Here is an 18,841-nt window from a genome sequence, read left to right as displayed (position 1 = left end):
ATGCGCTACATCGTCGGCTACACCGCGGACGAGCGCGGGCACGACGCCGTCTGTCTCGCCGTCGCGCTCGCACGGCGGCAGGACGCAGACCTGGACCTCGTCCTCGTCACGCCCGAACATTCCGTCTACGCGGGGACGTACCCGCCGGACCAGGGCTTCGACACCCTGCTGTCAGAGCAGATGCGCGAGTGGATGGACCAGGGGCTGGCCCTCGTCCCCGACGACGTGACGGCCCGCGGCGTCGTCATCCGGGCCGAGTCCAACGCCGAAGGACTCATCCGTGCCGCCGAGGACACCGAGGCGTCGCTGATCGTGATCGGCGCGAGCTCCCGGGGCCTCGCCGCCCGGTTCAGCGTGGGCAACGTGGCGCGCGGCCTCCTGCACGCCGCGCCGGTCCCGGTCGCGCTCGCGCCGAGGGGATACCGCCGCACCGAGCCCGTGACACGCCTGACCTGCGCGGTCGGTCGGCGGGCGGGGGCCGACGACGTCATCTCCGTCGCGGTGTCCTCCGCGGAACGCCGTGGCCTTCCGCTCCGCCTCGTCTCCCTCGTGGCCCTCGACGCCGGGCAACCCGATGCCGGGGGTGCCGAGGACGAGGCGAACCGGCGGCTCGCGGAGGCCGCGTCGTCGCTCGCGGCCGGAGGCCGGGTGAGCGTCGAGACGGCGCACGGGTCCTCCATCGAGGAGGCCGTCGAGGAGATGGCCTGGGACGAGGGGGAGGTGCTGCTGGTCGGCTCGAGCCGCCTCGCGCAGCACATGCGCCTCTTCCTCGGATCCACGGCCAACAAGATCCTGCGTACGCTGACCATCCCCATGGTCGTCGTCCCGCGTACGTATGCAACGCCCGGCACCACCTCCGGCCCGGGCACCTTATCCACAGAGGCGGATGCATGAGTATCGACGAGACAACACAAAGGGGAACCGGGCTCAGCAGGAAGGGCCTCGACTCGGGCACGGTGGGCCTGCTGGGCGCCGTGGTCATCGGGGTGTCCTGCGTGGCACCCGCCTACACGCTCACGGCGGCACTCGGCCCCACCGTCGCCGAGGTCGGCGTGAACCTGCCGGCCATCTTCCTGGTCGGGTTCATCCCGATGCTGCTCGTGGCACTCGGCTACCGGGAGCTGAACAGCGCCATGCCGGACTCCGGCACCTCCTTCACGTGGGCCACCCGCGCCTTCGGTCCCTGGGTCGGCTGGATGGGAGGCTGGGGGTTGATCGCGGCCACCGTGATCGTGCTCTCCAACCTCGCGGCCGTCGCCGTGGACTTCTTCTACCTGATGCTCTCGCAGATCCTCGACGACCCCTCGATCGCCGCGCTGACCCTGGACCTCCCGGTGAACATCGCGACGACGCTCGTGTTCATCGCGCTCGCCTGCTACGTGTCCTACCGGGGCATGGAGGCCACCAAGACCGTCCAGTACGTCCTCGTCACGTTCCAGCTCGTCGTGCTCGCCTGGTTCGCGATCGCGGCCTTCGTCCACGTGGCCAACGGCACGGCGTTCGACGCGACGAGCATCAGTGCCGAGTGGTTCAACCCGTTCGCCGTCGGGTCCTTCTCGGCCTTCGCCGCCGGCGTCTCGCTCTCCATCTTCATCTACTGGGGCTGGGACGTGACGCTGACCATGAACGAGGAGACCACCAACCCGAAGAAGACGCCGGGCCGTGCGGGCGCCCTCACCGTCGTCGTGATCGTGGTCATCTACCTCACGGTCGCCCTCGCCACCCTCTCCTTCGCGGGCGTGGGCGACGGCGAGCTGGGAGCCGGCAATCCCGACAACCAGGAGAGTATTTTCGCCACGCTGGCCGGGCCGGTGATGGGGCCGTTCGCCATCCTGATGTCCATGGCCGTCCTCAGCTCCTCGGCCGCCTCCCTGCAGTCCACCTTCGTCTCCCCGGCGCGCACGCTGCTCGCCATGGGCCACTACAAGGCCCTGCCGAAGGGCTACGGACGCATCAGCCCCGCCCACAAGTCGCCGAGCTATGCCACCGTGGCTGCCGCCGTCGCCGCCGCGGGCTTCTACGTGTTCACCCGGCTCGTGTCCGAGAACGCGCTGTGGGACACCATCACCGCCCTCGGCCTGATGATCTGCTTCTACTACGGCATCACGGCGCTGGCCTGCGTCTGGTACTTCCGGGCCCAGGCCTTCTCGAGCGCACGCAACGTGCTCTTCCGCTTCCTGGCCCCGCTGCTCGGCGGCGTGATCCTGCTCGTCATGTTCGTCAAGACGGCCGTGGACTCCATGGATCCCGCCTACGGCTCCGGGTCCGAGTTGTTCGGGGTCGGCATGGTGTTCATCCTCGGCATCGGCGTGATCCTCCTCGGTGCCGTCCTGATGCTCGTGTGGTCGCGGATCAACCCGGCGTTCTTCCGCCAGGAGGTGCTGGTCCAGGGCACGGCGGCACGGGAGGAGTAGCCGTGGCGGGCGTCCGTCGGGAGGCGCCCAGCCACCCGGCAGGCGCTGCGCTAGAGTGAACCGATCCGGTGCGGCGCCTGCCGTCCGCGCCGCCCCCGCACCGTACACACCGAGGAGACCCCGCCGTGCGCTACGTCGTTGGCTACACCGAGAATGACCGCGGGCAGGACGCCCTCGAACTGGCCACCTCGCTGGCCCTGACGCAGTCAGCGGGTATCGACCTCGTGACGGTGCTCGACTGGCCGCAGGACGGCAGTTCCGCTCCCGGGGGGCGCAGGGCACAGGAGGCGCTGGACCGTGCGAAGGACAGTGTGCCCGACGGCGTCGAGGTCACCACGCGCGTGCGCCTGGCGGATTCCTTCGCGCAGGGCCTCCTCGAGGCGGCGGCCGACGTCGACGCCGGATTGATCGTCATCGGCGCTTCCAGCAACGGACTCCTCCGCCGGTACACCGTGGGCAGCGTCGCGAACGCGGTGCTCCACAGTTCGAAGGTCCCCGTGGCGCTGGCCCCCCGCGGGTACCGGCACCGGGCCACCTTCACCCGCATGACGTGCGCGGTCGGCGACCGTCCGGGAGCGGAGGGCGCCATCGACGTCGCCGTCGAGTCGGCCGCGCGCCGGGGACTCCCGCTCCGGCTCGTCTCCCTCGTGGCGCTCGACGTGCAGGAGTCGTCCGATTCGGGTGAAGCCATCAACCAGGCGCACCAGCATGCCCACTCGGTCCTGGCACGCGCCGTCGGGCAGCTGCCGGACGGGCACGAGACGTCGATCATCGTGGCGCACGGCCGCACGATCGAGCAGGCCATCGACGGCATCGAGTGGGATCCGGGGGAGCTGGTCATCGTCGGTTCGAGCCGCCTCGCCCAGCATCGGCAGATCTTCCTCGGCGCGACGGCCAACAAGATGCTGCGTGCGCTGCCGGTGCCGATGGTCGTCGTGCCGCGCGATTGGGTGCGCACTCCGCGCTGACCTGACCACGCCCGTGCGGCAGGGCGCGGGCATCGGTACCGGCACGACCGGATCTGCCGCCCCGCCGGATCGAGGCAGACCGGCCACGGTGTGAGGGGGCACCATCCCGCCACGAGGTCGCCGTCAGTCGTGCCTGCCGGGCGGTGTATAGGCCGCTGCGCTGCCGTGCTGTGCCGGAGCAGGACGGTCGGAGTGAGTCATCCGGGGTAATGCTGGCCCGGGGCATTCCGCTGCGCGCGGCCGCTGCCTAGGCTTCGGCCATGGATGGAGGCGTGGATCCCACGGTCCCGAGGTCGCGGGACTCCGTGCTCGACGGCGTCCAGGAGCGGGCGGCGACGATGTGCCGCAGCGAGCAGCTCGTCTGCCGGTCGCTGGCACGGGGGATCGATCCGGCGATGGAACCCGCGGCCTACAGCGTGCTCTCGGCGTCCAGGACCCTCGGCCCGTGCCGTGTCACCGATCTGGCCGCGGTGCTCGGCATGAGCCTGCCGGCCGTGAGCGGCCACGTCGCGGTGCTCGTGCGGCTCGGGCTCGTGGAGCGGAGTGCGCCGGTCGACGACGAACGGTCCCGCCCGGTCAGGCTGACCGCCGAGGGCGCTCGCCGCGTCGACGCCGCCCGTGGCGTGCGGCGCCGCACCTTCCGCCGACAGCTCGAGGGATGGGAACCGGCCGACGTCGTCGAGCTCGCAGGTTTGCTGTCCCGCTTCAACGACGCCTACCTCACGGCCGAGCTCCCCGTTCCGGTCACCGGCGCGTCGGTTGCCGACACCGGCTCGAGGGGTGGCCGCGATCGTCGTCGGCCTGGTGCCCCGCCCGAGGGATCCGGGTGAGGGCGGGCGGGCCGGAACGGGCGGCGTGTGGTGTCAGGACGCCGTGGCCGGTTCCGGCACCCTGGCGGGCCTGGGCTGCCGCCGCACGGTACGGAGCATGTCGATGGTCAGCAGGATGAGCCCCACCCAGACGAGGCTGAAACCGACCCACCGTTCGAAGGGCATCTCCTCGTGCAGCACCAGCAGTGCCAGCAGGAACTGCAGCACGGGCGCCAGGTACTGCAGGAGGCCGATGGTCGTGAGCGGAAGCCGACGCGCTGCTGCGCCGAAGAAGATCAGCGGTACCGCGGTGATCACACCGGAGGCCGCCATGATCCAGAAGTGGCCGGTACCCTCGGTGAGCAGTGTGGCCTCCCCCCTCGAGGCGAGCCACAGCATGACGCCGGCAGCGATGGGTGTGAGGACCAGGGTCTCGATGCTGAGGCTCGAGACCGCGTCCACGCGGGACCCCACGCGCTTCTTCATGAAGCCGTAGAGCCCGAAGGAGAAGGCGAGGGTGAGGGCGATCCAGGGCACCGAGCCGTACCCGATGGCCAGCACCACCACGGCCAGGACGCCCATGCCGATGGCGGTCCACTGCAGGGGCCTGAGCTTCTCCCGCAGCACGAAGACCCCCAGGAGCACCGACACGATGGGGTTGATGAAGTAGCCGAGCGAGGCTTCGATCGCCTGCCCGGAGGTGACGCCATAGGTGTAGACGAACCAGTTCACGGCGATCAGCAGGGCGGCGACCGCGAGCGTCCCCGAGATCTGCGGCGTGCGGAGCGCGGTGAGGACCGGGCGCCACGAGCGCAGCGCCGTGAGCAGGAGGGCGCAGAAGATCAGGGACCACAGGACGCGGTTGGCGACGATCTCGGTGGGACCGGCCGGCGCGAGGATCAGGAAGTAGAGCGGAAGGAGGCCCCACAGGCCGTACGCACCGATGCCGAAGAGGATGCCGACGGAGTTCTCGCTCCTCGGCTGACGACCGCTCACAGCACCTGTTCCGCTCACGAGGTCCGCAACGGGCTGCGCCGGGCCTTTATTCCCCTGCATCCGGGGCGTCCACCGCGGACCTGATGCCGGCCCGGGGAGATCCGCGCCACTCATGGACCCTCTCCCGGCCATGGCCATTTAGAATAGGGAACTGTGCGCTTATTCCGCACCACGGCATCCAGCAGGAGCTCCTCCATCGGGAAGAAGGCAATTCAGTGTCTACCTCAGCTGCGGCACGACCGCTGCGGGTCGCGATCATCGGCGCCGGTCCGGCCGGCGTCTACGCCGCCGACATCCTGACGAAGTCGAACGAGGTGCAGGGCGGCGACTTCGCCGTGAGCATCGACCTGTTCGACCAGTACCCCGCGCCGTACGGTCTGATCCGCTACGGGGTTGCCCCAGACCACCCGCGCATCAAGGGGATCGTCAATGCCCTGCACAAGGTGCTGGACCGCGGCGACATCCGCTTCCTCGGCAACATCAACTACGGCAGGGACCTCACCCTGTCCGACTTCCGCCGTTTCTACGACGCCGTCATCTTCGCCACCGGTGCCATCCGCGATGCGGACCTGACCATCCCCGGGGTCGACCTCGACGGCTCCTTCGGCGGTGCCGACTTCGTCTCCTGGTACGACGGACACCCCGATGTGAGCCGCGACTGGCCGCTCGAGGCGAAGGAGATCGCCGTCATCGGCAACGGCAACGTAGCCCTCGACGTCGCGCGGATCCTGTCGAAGCACGCCGACGACCTCCTCTCCACCGAGATCCCCGAGAACGTCTACCAGGGCCTGAAGGCATCGCCCGTCACCGACGTGCACGTGTTCGGCCGCCGCGGACCGGCGCAGGTGAAGTTCACGCCCCTGGAACTGCGCGAACTCTCGCACTCGCGTGACGTCGACATCGTCCTCTACCCCGAGGACTTCGACTTCGACGCCGGCTCCGAGCAGCAGATCGCCACCAACAACCAGACCAAGACGATGGTGAAGACACTCACCAATTGGCTGGTCGAGGACGAGCCGACCGGCGCGTCCCGGCGGCTGCACCTCCACTTCCTGCACTCCCCGGTCGAGATCCACGACTCCGTGGAGACGCCCGGCAAGGTCGCCGGCATGAGGTTCGAGCGCACCGAGCTGACCGGGGACGGCAACGTCCGCGGTACCGGCGAGATCATCGACTACCCGGTGCAGGCCGTCTACCGCGCCATCGGGTACTTCGGCTCCGAGCTGCCCGAGGTCGGCTTCGACGACAAGCGCGGCGTCATCCCCAACGAGGGCGGCCGCGTGATCGACGAGAGCGGCGCGCCGGTACCCGGCATCTACGCGACGGGGTGGATCAAGCGCGGGCCCGTGGGCCTGATCGGGCACACCAAGGGCGATGCCCTCGAGACGATCGGCTTCCTGCTCGAGGACCGGCTGAACCTGCCGCCCGCCGAGGACCCGTCGGAGGACGCCATCATCACGCTCCTCGAGGAGCGCGGCGTCCGCTACACCACGTGGGACGGGTGGCTGAAGCTCGATGCCCACGAGATGAAGCTCGGCTCCAACTTCGTCAACACGTCGGGCGCCGCGGAAGTGGTCAGGGAGCGCGTGAAGCTGGTGCCCCGCGAGGACATGGTGGCCATTTCCCGCGGTGAGTAGGCCCGCTACACTGTGACCTGTCCCACGCCCCACGGGGGACAGGTCACGAAGCGGAGTGTCGATGGTGCCGTCCCGTTCAACGCTCCCCACGGATCTCTCCTCCGAGATCCTGCAGCGGAGGGCTTTCGCCGCTCATGAGGCCCTGGGGCAGGGCGGTGGCCTCGACGGCAACCTGCGCGGCCTGGTCGAGGAGTCGTGGCTGCGGTCCCTCACCCACCTCCCGAACCCCTCGACGGCGCACGCACGCCTGTTCTGGTCGGAGGAGGACCTCGAGGTGTACCGGCAGGCGCACCCCCTCGCGGCGGTCATGCCGGTGATCGACCGCCTGCTCGTCCAGCCGAGCCTGGACGCCGGGATGCTCGTGGCGGTCGGCGACGAGAACGGCCGCCTCCTGTGGGTGGACGGTGACCGCGAGCTGCGCCGTCGGGCCGAGGGCATGCTGTTCATGGCCGGTGCGGACTGGTCGGAGGAGACCGTGGGGACCAGCGCGCCGGGAACCGCCCTCGCGCTCCGCCGCAGCGTGCAGATCGCCGGCGCCGAACACTTCAGCCCCCAGGTGCATCCGTGGAGCTGCACTGCCGTTCCGCTGCACGATCCCGATTCCGGTACCGTGCTCGGCGTCATCGACATCACCGGTACCTCCGAAGCCGTGGCCACTCACACGCTGGCCCTCGTGGAGGCTGCCGTCGCCGCCGCGGAGGCGCACCTGAGCATCCACCGGCTGCAGAGCCGGCTACCGGGCGCCCGACGGCGCCGGCCGGCTCCCACGGCAGGCGCCCTCTACCGCAACAGCCTGCAGATCCTCGGTACGGACCACGGCCTGGTGCACGCGGGCGGCGCCTCCCTGGAACTGAGTCTCCGCCACGCGGAACTGCTGACCCTCCTCGCGCTCCACCCCGAGGGGCTCACCGCGGACCAGCTGGCCGTGATGGCCTATCCGGAGGATGCCTCAGGGACGACAGTCCGGGCGGAGATGCTGAGGCTGCGCAAGGTCCTCGCTCAGCACGGCGGTGACATGGTGCCGCAGTCCCGCCCCTACAGGCTGCCCGCGGAACTGGTCGTCGACGCCGTGCAGGTGCTCAGCTACCTGCAGCGAGGCGCCCACCGCATGGCGCTCGGGATCTACCGGGGCCCTGTCCTGCCGCGGTCCCAGGCGCCTGCCGTCGTCCGCCTCCGGAACGAGGTGTCCACGCTCCTGCGGGACGCCGTGCTGACGGACGGGTCGCCCGAGACGTTGCTGCAGTATCTCCTGCTGACGGAAGCCGAGGACGACGTCGATGCGTGGCGCCTGGCGTTGCGTGTCCTGCCTCGGCGATCGCCCCGACGAGCCGTCGTCGTGACCCACGTGGAGCGGCTCGAGGCCGAGTTGACGGGTACATCCACCGGAAGGCTCAAGTTCTCCTGAATTTTGTTAGCCAATCGCAACAAATCGTCGCGGTGGGCGCTGTGCGCGGGCTAACGTTGTGCATGGTGGCTGACGAGGTCCGGGGCGATCGCCCGATCCGGCCGCCGGACGCAGTATTTCTACAGGGGGACGTTCGTGACGCAGGCCGGTAAGCACCTGAGCAGGTCGAAGGTGCAGAGGCGCGCCAGTGGTTCATCGCGCACGAAGATGAACGCCAGCCTCGCGATGGTGGTCTGCTTCGTCGGCTTCCAGGGAATCGTGCCGCAGTCGTGGGAGGCCGCGTCCGCCGTCGGGCCGGACGACTCCCGCATGACGCTCTCCGCACTCATCGGCGACGACTCCCTGTCACCCACCGGCACGGTGGGCGAATCGCTGCTCACGCCGTTCGGAACCGGCGACACGCTGGATCCCGTCACCTTCGCCCCCGAACCGGACGCCGTACCCGCCACGGCAGGAGCAGACGCGTCCGAGGCACTCTCGGTCCAGGCCGTCAAGCACCCGGCTGCCGGGAGTCTGTTCGCTCCGCTCGACGAGCTCACGCCCACGTCGTCCTTCGGCTTCCGGACCAGCCCGATCAGCGGCCAGCCCGGCGAGTTCCACACCGGCCAGGACTACTCGGCGCCCTGCGGCACTCCCGTCTTCGCGGCTGACGCGGGTACGGTCCGAGCCGTCGGCTGGCACCCGTGGGGTGGCGGTAACCGGGTCGAGGTCGATCACGGCAACGGCCTCATCACCACCTACAACCACCTCCAGGGCATCTCCGTGCTTGAAGGCGACACCGTCAACGGCGGTGATCCCATCGCCGAGCTCGGTACCACCGGATCCTCCACGGGCTGCCACCTGCACTTCGAGACCATCCTCGACGGCGAGCACGTCGACCCCCTGCGCTGGAGCTTCGTTCCCACCTCGCACGGCGAGCGCACGGGTGAGGTGAAGGACTACACCCCCGGCGACGTCGGTGCGTCCGACATCCCCGCCTGGGCCCAGTCCTCCACCCGGTCCGACCAGCAGCCGCCGGTCCTGGAGAGCGACATCCTGCCGGTCGCGTCAGGGCAGGATCTCGGCTCCGCCCTGGTTGACGGGCTTGTGCCGGAAGCCGCGGCCGAGCCGCCGACGTCCGTCCCACCGGTCGCGAAGCCCGGGTCACCCGTCACATCGAAGCCGGCCCGACCTGCTGATTCGAAGCCGACCGCGTCTGCGACGCCGAAGCCGACCGCGTCTGCGACGCCGAAGCCGACCGCGTCTGCGACGCCGAAGCCGACCGCGTCTGCGACGCCGAAGCCGACCGCGTCTGCGACGCCGAAGCCGACCGCGTCTGCGACGCCGAAGCCGACCGCGTCTGCGACGCCGAAGCCGACCGCGTCTGCGACGCCGAAGCCGACCGCGTCTGCGACGCCGAAGCCGACCGCGTCTGCGACGCCGAAGCCGACCGCGTCTGCGACGCCGAGCGCTACGCCGGCGCCGAGCCCGAGCCCGAAGCCGACCGCGTCTGCGACGCCGAGCGCTACGCCGGCGCCGAGCCCGAGCCCGAAGCCGACCGCGTCTGCGACGCCGAGCGCCACACCGACGCCGAGCCCGACCGCTGCGCCGGCGCCGAGCCCGACCGCTACGCCGGTGCCTGCCCCGACGGAGCCGGTGACCCCGGCCCCGACGGAGCCGCCCGTCGTCGACCCGACCGAGCCGCCCTGCGCCACGGATCCCGTCGACGCCGAGCAGCGGACGGCAGATGCTCCGGCGGAACCCGTCGCCGCCGCACCGACCGCTGGTGCTTCGCCCGCCACGAATCCCGCCGGAACCGATCCCGGGGTGGAGCCGGCCAGCGAGGATCCCTGCGCCGATCCGGAGGCTCCCGTCGAGGGTGCTCCGGCCGATGACCCGGCGGCGAGGAAGCCGGGCGCACCTGCGGAGGAACCGGACGAGGGATCCACCACCGAGGGCTGATCCGGGGATGCAACGTTGATGCAACCATCGGGCTCCTACGCTGTGCAGCAGGGACGACGACGTCCTGCACACACGGAGTTCAAGGAGTTGGACAATGACTGTTTACGCCCAGCCTGGCCAGGATGGATCGAAGGTCAGTTTCAAGCCGCGCTACGAGAACTGGATCGGCGGTGAGTGGGCACCACCGATCAAGGGCCAGTACTTCGAGAACATCTCGCCCGTGACGGGCAAGGCCTTCTGCGAGGTGGCCCGCGGTACCTCCGAGGACATCGACCTCGCCCTCGATGCCGCCCACAAGGCCGCTCCCGCGTGGGGCAAGACCTCCGTCGCCGAGCGTGCGTCCGTCCTCAACCGCATCGCGGACCGGATGGAGGAGAACCTCGAGATGCTCGCGGTGGCCGAGACCTGGGACAACGGGAAGCCCGTTCGTGAGACACTCGCGGCCGACATGCCGCTGGCCGTCGACCACTTCCGGTACTTCGCCAGCGCCATCCGCGCGCAGGAGGGCCACCTGTCCCAGCTCGACGAGGACATGACGGCCTACCACTACCACGAGCCGCTCGGTGTCGTCGGGCAGATCATCCCGTGGAACTTCCCCATCCTGATGGCCACCTGGAAGCTGGCGCCGGCCATCGCCGCAGGCAACGCCGTCGTCCTGAAGCCTGCCGAGCAGACGCCGACGTCGATCCTGGTCCTCATGGAGCTGATCAGCGACATCCTGCCGGCAGGCGTGGTGAACGTGGTCAACGGATTCGGGGTCGAGGCCGGCAAGCCGCTCGCCTCCAGCAAGCGCATCCGCAAGATCGCCTTCACGGGGGAGACGACCACGGGCCGCCTCATCAGCCAGTACGCGAGTCAGAACCTCATCCCGGTGACGCTGGAACTCGGAGGCAAGAGCCCCAACATCTTCTTCTCCGACGTCGCGGACAGCAATGACTCCTTCTACGACAAGGCCCTCGAGGGCTTCGCCCTGTTCGCGCTCAACCAGGGCGAGGTGTGCACCTGCCCGTCGCGCGCCCTCGTGCAGGGCTCCATCTACGACTCCTTCATGAGTGACGCGATCGCCCGTGTGGAGAAGATGGTGCAGGGCAACCCGCTGGACACGGACACGCAGGTGGGCGCCCAGGCCTCGAACGACCAGCTGGAGAAGATCCTCTCCTACATGGACATCGGCACGCAGGAGGGCGCGAAGGTCCTGATCGGCGGCGAGCGCAACATGCTCGACGGCGACCTCGCCGAGGGCTACTACGTGAAGCCCACCGTGTTCGAGGGGACGAACAACATGCGGGTGTTCCAGGAGGAGATCTTCGGGCCGGTCGTCTCGGTCACGCGGTTCAACGACTATGCCGAGGCGATGGAGATCGCCAACGACACCCTCTACGGGCTCGGCGCGGGTGTCTGGTCGAGGAACGGGAACGTGGCCTACCGGGCGGGCCGCGAGATTCAGGCCGGCCGGGTGTGGGTGAACAACTACCACGCGTATCCGGCGGGAGCCGCGTTCGGTGGGTACAAGTCCTCGGGCATCGGCCGCGAGAACCACGCCATGATGCTCGACCACTACCAGCAGACCAAGAACCTCCTGGTCAGCTACTCGGAATCCAAGCTCGGGTTCTTCTAGGAGGAGACGCCATGACCGTCGAGGCATCAGTGACCATCCCGGGTGACACCGTTTCCCGGGTGGCCCTGACGGACAGCGCCGTCGAGCTGCTGGACAAGCTCTGGCTCATCCACGGGCCGCTCATGTTCCACCAGTCCGGCGGGTGCTGCGACGGCTCGTCACCGATGTGCTACCCGGCAGGGGAGTTCATCACCGCGGAGGCCGACGTGCTCCTGGGGGTGCTGGACATCTCCGCGGGCCCGGCCGGCAGGGATGCCGCATCGGCCGAGGGCGACGGCGGGTCCCGCCTCATCGAGTTCTGGATGTCGCGGGAGCAGTTCGAGTACTGGCGCCACACCCACCTGACCGTCGACGTGGTGCCGGGTCGGGGCAGCGGGTTCTCGGTCGAGGCGCCGGAGGGAAAGAGGTTCCTCATCCGGTCCCGGCTGATGCAGTAGGGGACGGAGACAGGAGGACCCGGAGGGCCGAACCCTCCGGGTCCTCCTGCCGTCAGGGCTCAGTCCGTGGGGTGGGCGTGCCCCTCGTGGCCCGGGTCCACGGCGAGCACGATCCCGAGGAGGTCCGTGAGTGCGTGGCCGAGCTTCGGGTCCACGAGCTCGTAGCGGGACCGACGGCCCTCGGGGACCGAGACGACCAACCCGCACCCCCGCAGGCACGAGAGGTGGTTGGAGAGACTCTGCCTGCTGACGCCGAGGGCGTCCGCGAGGTCGCTCGGGTACGCGGGGGAGTCCCGTAGTGCCACCAGGATGCGGACGCGGGTCGGGTCCGAGAGGGCCGTGCCCACGCGTTCGAGCACGGACGTGGAGGTCAGGGTCAGCAGCATCAGTGGGACAGCTCCGTCTCGTGGGGGACATGCCCGGCGGGTTCGATCTGGAAGGTGCAGTGGTCGATGCCGACCTCGAAGTGCCGGCCCACGCATTCCTGCAGCTGGTCCAGCACCGCGTGGGCGGATCCGTCCCGGTAGCAGGCGTCGTCGACCACGATGTGCGCGGTCAGGACGGGCAGGCCGGTCGCGATCTGCGTGATGTGGAGATCGTGCACATCGCGGACCTGCGGCAGGCGGGCGATGTGGTCCCGCACCTCCGCCAGGTCGATCCCCGCCGGCGTCGATTCGAGCAGGACGTCGATGGTCTCGCGCAGGAGTCGGACCGTCCGGGGGATGATCAGCGCCCCGATGAGCATCGCGACCACGGCGTCGGCCCTCATCCAGCCGGTCAGGGTGATGACCACCGCCGCGACGATCACCGCGACGGACCCGAGGGCGTCGTTGAGGACCTCGAGGAAGGCTGCGCGCAGGTTGAAGTTCGCCGCACGGTGCCGGGAGAGGATCCCGAGGGCGGCGAGATTCCCCGCGAGCCCGACGACGCCGAACACGATCATCTGCGGTGCGGCGACGTCCTCCGGTGTGATGAGGCGCCGGACCCCTTCGACGAGGACATAGGCACCCACGGCGAGCAGGAAGGCCGCCTGCAGCAGGGCTGCGATCACCTCGGCGCGCCGGAAGCCCCAGGAACGCTGCGGGGTCGCGGGGCGCAGGGCCAGCGACGCCGCGCCGAGAGCCATCGCGAGGCCGGCGGCATCCGTCAGGACATGGACGGAGTCGAAGAGCAGCGCGAGGCTCCCGGTCCAGAGAGCGCCCGCGACCTGCAGGACGAAGACGGCGAGGGTGATACCGAGGGCGCCGGCCAGCGGGCCGCGGGGTGCCCTGGCCGGAGCGTGGTGGTGATGGGAGCCCATCCCCCGATAGTACAGCGACAGCTGAATCGCGGCGACCGATTGCGTGCGCTGGTACGGTGAGGGTCCGCGGCCGCCGGCCGGGTGGCTCGTCCACCCACAGCGAGGTGCCGATCATGGCAGGAGAACTCGATGGTTCCCGACGACGGCCCGGACGGACGTGGCGACGGCTGGACCCTGCCGCAGGACGACGTCGCCGGCAGGCTGAGCGAACTCGCACGTTCCCTCCAGCGGGAGGACTCCGAGGACGCCGTTCTCGAACGCCTGGTCCCCGGTTCCATCGACCTGGTCCCCGGGGCCGACGAAGCCTCGATCACCCTCGTCACCGGGCGGCGGCGCGTCGAGTCGCGGGCGCCGTCGGGCCGGCTCGCACAGGTCCTCGACGAACTGCAGGAGCGCACCGGGGAAGGTCCCTGCCTCAGCGCCGTCTACGACGAGCAGACGGTCAGGGTGCCGGATCTCCGGGACGAGGACCGCTGGCCCGAGTTCTCGGCGGAAGCCGCCCGGGCCGGCGCCGGGAGCATGCTCTCCTTCCAGCTCTTCGTGGAAGGGGACAACCTCGGCGCCCTCAACCTCGTCGGGCGGGCGCCGAACGCCTTCACCGAGGAGTCCGAGTACGTGGGGCTGCTCGTCGCGGCGCACGCTGCCGTCGCCTTCGCCGATGCCCAGAAACTGCACCAGTTCAAGGACGCCATCGCCACGCGTGACCTGATCGGCCAGGCGAAGGGCATCCTGATGGAGCGGTACGCCATCACCGCCGGGCAGGCGTTCATCATGCTGGTCCAGGTCTCGGCGGACACCAACGTCAAACTGCTCGCGGTGGCCGACGAACTCGCCCACTCGGGGCGCCTGCCCCTCACGCGGGGCGGGCAGGGCTGAGGCGGACGATCGCCGCGCAGGACCCTCTCAGCGGTCGACGCCGGACATGTCCTCGTAGCGGTCGCCGACAGGCGCTGCGACGTCGTCGAGCGCGGCGAGGTGATCCGCCGTCAGGGCGAGGGCGTCGGCCGCGACGTTCTCCTCGAGGTAGTGCACCTGCTTGGTCCCGGGGATGGGGGCGATGTCGTCCCCCTGCGCGAGCAGCCAGGCGAGCGCCACCTGACCGGGCGTCGCGTCGATCTGGCGTGCGACCTCGTCCACCTGCTCCACGATGCGGATGTTGGCCTGCAGGTTCTCCCCGGCGAACCGGGGGTTGTTGCGCCGGAAGTCCTCGGCGTCGAGCTGGTCCACCGATCGGATGGTGCCGGTCAGGAATCCCCGACCCAGCGGCGAGTAGGGGACGAACCCGATGCCGAGTTCCCGCACGAGGGGCAGGATCTCGCGTTCCGGATCGCGGCTCCACAGCGAGTACTCGGTCTGCAGCGCGGTCACCCTGTGCACGGCGTTCGCCCGCCTGATCGTGTCCGGCGCGGCCTCCGAGAGTCCGATGTGCCGGATCTTGCCCTCGTGCACGAGATCGGCGAGGGCCCCCATGGTGTCCTCGACGGGGACCGAGGGGTCCATCCGGTGCTGGTAGTAGAGGTCGATGTAGTCCGTCTCCAGCCGCCGCAGCGAGCCCTCGACCGAGAGGCGCACGTTCTCCGGGCTGCCGTCGAGGCCCCGCGCGTCGTCGACGGTGTGCCGGATGGTCCCGAACTTCGTCGCGATGACGATCCCGTCACGCCTGCCACGGAACGCCCGGCCCAGCAGTTCCTCGTTCGCGTAGGGGCCGTACATCTCGGCGGTGTCGAAGAAGGTGACGCCGAGGTCCAGCGCGCGGTGCAGCGTCGTCGTCGCCCCGGCGTCGTCCATGCCGCTGCCGGTGTAGAACGCGGACATGCCCATGCAGCCGAGTCCGAGCCGGGAGACGCCGAGGCCGGCGCCGAGGGAGATGGTCTTCATGGGATTCGCCTTCATTGATGGGGAGGAGGGGAGGTGTCAGCACTCCGGGCCAGAGTACGCCTGGCGGCCCGACCATGGGCCGGGAGTTCCCCCGCCGAGCCCTGATTGCACGGTGTGCAATTATTCGCCTACGCTGGGACTGTGCTGAGAACGACGGATGATGCGGAGCCCATGGGCCGCCGCGAGCGGAACAAGATCGACACCCGGCGTGCCATCGCGGACGCCGCCTTCGACCTGGCTCGCTCCGTGGGCCCGGGTGCCTTCACCGCGGACCAGATCGCCGAACGCGCCGGTGTCTCCCGCCGTACCTTCTTCAACTACTTCCACAGCGCCGAGGATGCCCTCACCGTGCGCATGGACGGTTTCCTCGAACTGGCCCTCGGTGTCTTCGGGAGCATGCCGGCCGGCGAGCCCCTCTTCGAATCCATCATCCGGGCCTTCAGCGAGACCACGCGGATGGAGGGGCTGTCCCAGCACGGTGAGCTCTTCCGCATGGCCGACACCAATCCGGAACTCCTGCGGGCGCAGCTCCACTCCTGGGAACGTGCGGAGGTGCTGATCGCGGAAGCGCTCCGCCGCAGGCTCGGGTCCGTCACCGGCGACCTGTACCTGACCGCGCTCGTCGGATCGGTGCTCTCCTGCACCAAGGCGGCCGTGCGTGACTGGGCTGCCACCACCGCGGAGGATGCGGAGGACTCCGGCGAACAGCTCGAGGCCCGCATCCTCGCCGCGCTCTCCATGCTCCGCGACGGGTTCTCCGAACCCGTCGCCTCCGGTGCCCCGTCCACCGCTCGGGACACGCACGCTTCGCCCGGTCAGCCCGTCTGACCCTCCACCCGTCCGCATCACCGCTTCTTCCCCTGAGGACCCCCATGGCATTCCTGCTCTATCGGCTCGGCTCCTTCGCGTTCCGTCGGCGGTGGTGGGTCATCTCCGCGTGGCTCGCCATCATGCTCGCCGTGGGTGGCGCCGCCGTGGCGTTCTCGGGCACCCTGACGAACAACTTCACCATCCCCGGCACGGAGTCGCAGCGGATCTCCGACAGGCTCAGGGAGGAGCTGCCCGAGGCGGTGGGCGGCACCGGCACCGTGGTCTTCACGACCGACGACGGTGCACCCTTCTCCGCAGAACAGCGTGAGGGCGTGCAGTCGGCCCTCGCGGACACCGCCGACCTCGACGGTATCCGCGGCGTCGTCGATCCGTTCGATGTCGCCGACCAGGTGGCGGCCGGTGCCGAGGAGCTCGAGGCGGGACGCACCGAGCTCGAGGCGAGCGAGGAGCAGCTGACCGCAGGCGAGCAGCAGCTCGCGCAGGGCCAGGCGGACCTCGACGCACAACGTGACCAGTTCGAGAAGGCCCGTGCGCAGCTGCCACGGCAGCAGGTGACCGCCACCGAGCAGCAGCTCACCCAGGGCCAGGACCAGCTGGATGCGAGCCGCACGGAACTCGAGGCGGGCCGCGAGCAGCTCGAGTCCGGCCGGACGGAACTCGATCTGGCGCAGCGGCAGCTCGACGCGTCGTCGGGCGTCGGCCTCCTCTCGGAGGACGGGTCCACGGGTGTCGCGAGCGTGCAGTTCGAGCAGCAGATCAACGGGGTCTCGCCGGAACTGCGGGAGGCCGTGCAGGCGGCAGCGGCGGAGGCGGAGGCGTCCGGTGTCACCGTCGACTACAGCAAGGAGATCGTCGAGGACGTCTCCGGGATCGTCGGTGCCACCGAGGCCGTGGGCCTGGCCGTCGCCGCCGTGGTCCTCGTCCTCATGCTCGGCACGCTCATCGCCGCCGGGCTGCCGCTGCTGATGGCGGTCATCGGCGTGGGTGTCGGCGTCGGCCTGACCTTCGCGCTGTCCGGCATCATCGAGATGAACAGCATCTCGCCCGTCCTCGCGCTCATGCTCGGGCTGGCGGTCGGTATCGACTACTCGCTGTTCATCGTCAACCGGCACAGGACGCAGCTCCTGCACGGCATGGAGCTGCAGGAGTCCATCGCCCGGGCCACGGGTACGGCGGGCAATGCCGTCCTCTTCGCCGGGATCACCGTGATCGTTGCGCTCGCCGCGCTCGCCGTCCCCGGTCTGCCCTTCCTGACCGTGATGGGCCTGTCCGCAGCCGGGACGGTCGCCGTGTCGGTCCTGGTGGCCCTCACCCTGACCCCGGCCCTGCTCGCCCTGATGGGGCGTCGTGTCGTGTCCAAGCGCCGTTGGGCCAAGGCCCGCGGACACAAGCACTCGGCGGCCACGCCGGTCGCGGCCGACGGCGGCACCTCCCTCGCCGACGAGCGTGCCGCCAGGGGCGCCGGCTGGGGCGGGCTGGTCACCCGGAAGCCGGTCCTGACGGTTCTCGCCGGCGTCCTGCTGCTCGGCGTCATCGCCATCCCCGCCGCCCAGTTGCGGGTCGGTCTGCCCGACGGCGGAACGGAACCCGCCGATTCCACGGCGTTCCAGGCCTACAGCACCATCGGCGAGAAGTTCGGCGCCGGCACCAACGGCCCGCTGATCGTCGTCGGCTCGCTGCCCGAGACCGCCACCGAGGCGGAGCAGACGGCACTGCGCCTGGACGTCAACGACCTCCTGCTCGACGTGCCCGACGTCGCCGCCTCCGTCCCCGCGACGGTCAGCGAGGACGGCCGCACGGCGATCTTCCAGGTGATCCCGGAGGAGGGCCCCGCCAGCGAGACCACGGAGAACCTCGTCCGCGATCTCCGCGCCGAGACCGACCGTTTCGAGGAGGAGACGGGGGTCGCCATCGCCGTCACGGGGCAGACGGCGGCGAACATCGACGTCTCCGCGAAGCTCATGGAGGCGCTGCCGGTGTACCTCGGGATCGTCGTGGGTCTCTCGCTGATCCTGCTGCTGCTCGTCTTCCGCTCCATCCTCGTCCCGATCATCGCCACAGCGGGCTTCCTGCTCTCACTGCTCGCGAGCTTCGGGGCCACCGTGGCGATCTACCAGTGGGGCTGGCTCGGCGGCTTCTTCGGCGTCACGAACCCCGGGCCCATCCTCAGCTTCCTGCCCATCATCCTGATCGGCGTGCTCTTCGGTCTCGCGATGGACTACCAGATGTTCCTCGTGTCCGGTATGCGCGAGGCGTTCGTCCACGGCGACGATCCGAAGGCCGCAGTCCGCATCGGGTTCAGCCACGGCGCCCGCGTGGTCACCGCGGCGGCGATCATCATGGTGTCGGTGTTCGCCGGCTTCGTCTTCTCCCACCTGGCCATGGTCCGGCCGATCGGCTTCGGGCTGGCCTTCGGCGTGCTGCTGGACGCCTTCGTGGTCCGGATGACGCTGGTGCCGGCCGCCATGTACCTGCTCGGCAAGCACGCCTGGTGGCTTCCCGCCTGGCTGCAGCGCATCCTGCCCGACGTCGACGTGGAGGGCGCCAAGCTGCTCGGCGAAGAGCCGGAGCGGGCGAAGGAGTCCGTACCGGCGTGAGTCACGCGCA

General features: G+C 69.9%; 16 protein-coding genes. 12 read left to right on the top strand and 4 right to left on the bottom strand.

Going from position 1 to position 18,841, the window contains the following annotated elements; translation table 11 throughout:
• The 4 genes from NVV32_RS13640 (at nt 1) to NVV32_RS13625 (ending at nt 4,212) form a co-directional block, all read left to right on the top strand.
• Nucleotides 1–894, top strand: a complete 894-nt coding sequence (locus NVV32_RS13640; RefSeq protein WP_422390510.1) for a universal stress protein — start codon at nt 1–3, stop codon at nt 892–894.
• Entirely contained in the window at nt 891–2,414 is a 1,524-nt protein-coding gene (locus NVV32_RS13635) for an APC family permease (RefSeq protein WP_422390509.1), read from the top strand. The genes NVV32_RS13640 and NVV32_RS13635 overlap by 4 nt, the downstream gene beginning before the upstream one ends.
• Before the next feature lie 125 nt (nt 2,415–2,539).
• A complete protein-coding gene (locus NVV32_RS13630) occupies nt 2,540–3,382 on the top strand; it encodes a universal stress protein (protein WP_422390508.1) in 843 nt (280 codons plus the stop codon).
• A 272-nt stretch (nt 3,383–3,654) separates the two neighbouring features.
• Nucleotides 3,655–4,212: a MarR family winged helix-turn-helix transcriptional regulator gene (locus NVV32_RS13625; RefSeq protein WP_422390507.1), complete on the top strand. Its 558-nt coding sequence runs from the start codon at nt 3,655–3,657 to the stop codon at nt 4,210–4,212.
• A gap of 33 nt (nt 4,213–4,245) precedes the next feature.
• On the opposite strand, the gene rarD is transcribed toward NVV32_RS13625, so the two are convergent.
• The gene (gene rarD, locus NVV32_RS13620) at nt 4,246–5,247 is read right to left on the bottom strand and encodes an EamA family transporter RarD (RefSeq protein WP_082471249.1); all 1,002 of its coding nucleotides are present in this window, start codon (nt 5,245–5,247) and stop codon (nt 4,246–4,248) included.
• 155 nt (nt 5,248–5,402) lie between these two features.
• Between rarD and NVV32_RS13615 the strand changes: the two genes are divergently transcribed.
• The 5 genes from NVV32_RS13615 (at nt 5,403) to NVV32_RS13595 (ending at nt 12,225) form a co-directional block, all read left to right on the top strand.
• Nucleotides 5,403–6,824, top strand: a complete 1,422-nt coding sequence (locus NVV32_RS13615) for an FAD-dependent oxidoreductase (protein WP_235498659.1) — start codon at nt 5,403–5,405, stop codon at nt 6,822–6,824.
• Between the two features lie 61 nt (nt 6,825–6,885).
• Nucleotides 6,886–8,229: a GAF domain-containing protein gene (locus NVV32_RS13610; protein ID WP_422390506.1), complete on the top strand. Its 1,344-nt coding sequence runs from the start codon at nt 6,886–6,888 to the stop codon at nt 8,227–8,229.
• A gap of 135 nt (nt 8,230–8,364) precedes the next feature.
• Nucleotides 8,365–10,170 (top strand): peptidoglycan DD-metalloendopeptidase family protein, encoded by a 1,806-nt coding sequence (locus NVV32_RS13605; protein WP_422390505.1) that lies wholly within the window; start codon nt 8,365–8,367, stop codon nt 10,168–10,170.
• 94 nt (nt 10,171–10,264) lie between these two features.
• Nucleotides 10,265–11,788: an aldehyde dehydrogenase family protein gene (locus NVV32_RS13600; protein ID WP_055767803.1), complete on the top strand. Its 1,524-nt coding sequence runs from the start codon at nt 10,265–10,267 to the stop codon at nt 11,786–11,788.
• A gap of 11 nt (nt 11,789–11,799) precedes the next feature.
• Nucleotides 11,800–12,225, top strand: coding sequence for a DUF779 domain-containing protein (locus tag NVV32_RS13595; protein WP_055767806.1), 426 nt, complete (start codon nt 11,800–11,802; stop codon nt 12,223–12,225).
• A 59-nt stretch (nt 12,226–12,284) separates the two neighbouring features.
• On the opposite strand, the gene NVV32_RS13590 is transcribed toward NVV32_RS13595, so the two are convergent.
• Together NVV32_RS13590 and NVV32_RS13585 are read right to left on the bottom strand one after the other, a co-directional pair.
• Complete coding sequence (locus tag NVV32_RS13590; RefSeq protein ID WP_422390504.1) at nt 12,285–12,611, bottom strand: ArsR/SmtB family transcription factor; 327 nt, start codon at nt 12,609–12,611, stop codon at nt 12,285–12,287.
• Complete coding sequence (locus tag NVV32_RS13585; RefSeq protein ID WP_055767809.1) at nt 12,611–13,525, bottom strand: cation diffusion facilitator family transporter; 915 nt, start codon at nt 13,523–13,525, stop codon at nt 12,611–12,613. The genes NVV32_RS13590 and NVV32_RS13585 overlap by 1 nt, the downstream gene beginning before the upstream one ends.
• A 129-nt stretch (nt 13,526–13,654) precedes the next feature.
• Here NVV32_RS13585 and NVV32_RS13580 point away from each other — a divergent pair, with 129 nt between their 5' ends.
• Nucleotides 13,655–14,401: a GAF and ANTAR domain-containing protein gene (locus NVV32_RS13580; RefSeq protein ID WP_422390503.1), complete on the top strand. Its 747-nt coding sequence runs from the start codon at nt 13,655–13,657 to the stop codon at nt 14,399–14,401.
• A 27-nt stretch (nt 14,402–14,428) separates the two neighbouring features.
• On the opposite strand, the gene NVV32_RS13575 is transcribed toward NVV32_RS13580, so the two are convergent.
• Nucleotides 14,429–15,403 (bottom strand): aldo/keto reductase, encoded by a 975-nt coding sequence (locus NVV32_RS13575; protein WP_422390502.1) that lies wholly within the window; start codon nt 15,401–15,403, stop codon nt 14,429–14,431.
• Between the two features lie 141 nt (nt 15,404–15,544).
• Between NVV32_RS13575 and NVV32_RS13570 the strand changes: the two genes are divergently transcribed.
• On the top strand, nt 15,545–16,231 hold the full coding sequence (locus NVV32_RS13570) for a TetR/AcrR family transcriptional regulator (RefSeq protein ID WP_157365746.1): 687 nt from the start codon (nt 15,545–15,547) through the stop codon (nt 16,229–16,231).
• Nucleotides 16,232–16,275: 44 nt separating this feature from the next.
• Entirely contained in the window at nt 16,276–18,831 is a 2,556-nt protein-coding gene (locus tag NVV32_RS13565) for an MMPL family transporter (protein ID WP_422390501.1), read from the top strand.
• Nucleotides 18,832–18,841: the final 10 nt, after the last annotated feature.

This window comes from Arthrobacter sp. N1 (assembly GCF_048288285.1).
Lineage (GTDB): Bacteria > Actinomycetota > Actinomycetes > Actinomycetales > Micrococcaceae > Arthrobacter_D.
This window is presented reverse-complemented; position numbering and strand designations above follow the sequence as displayed.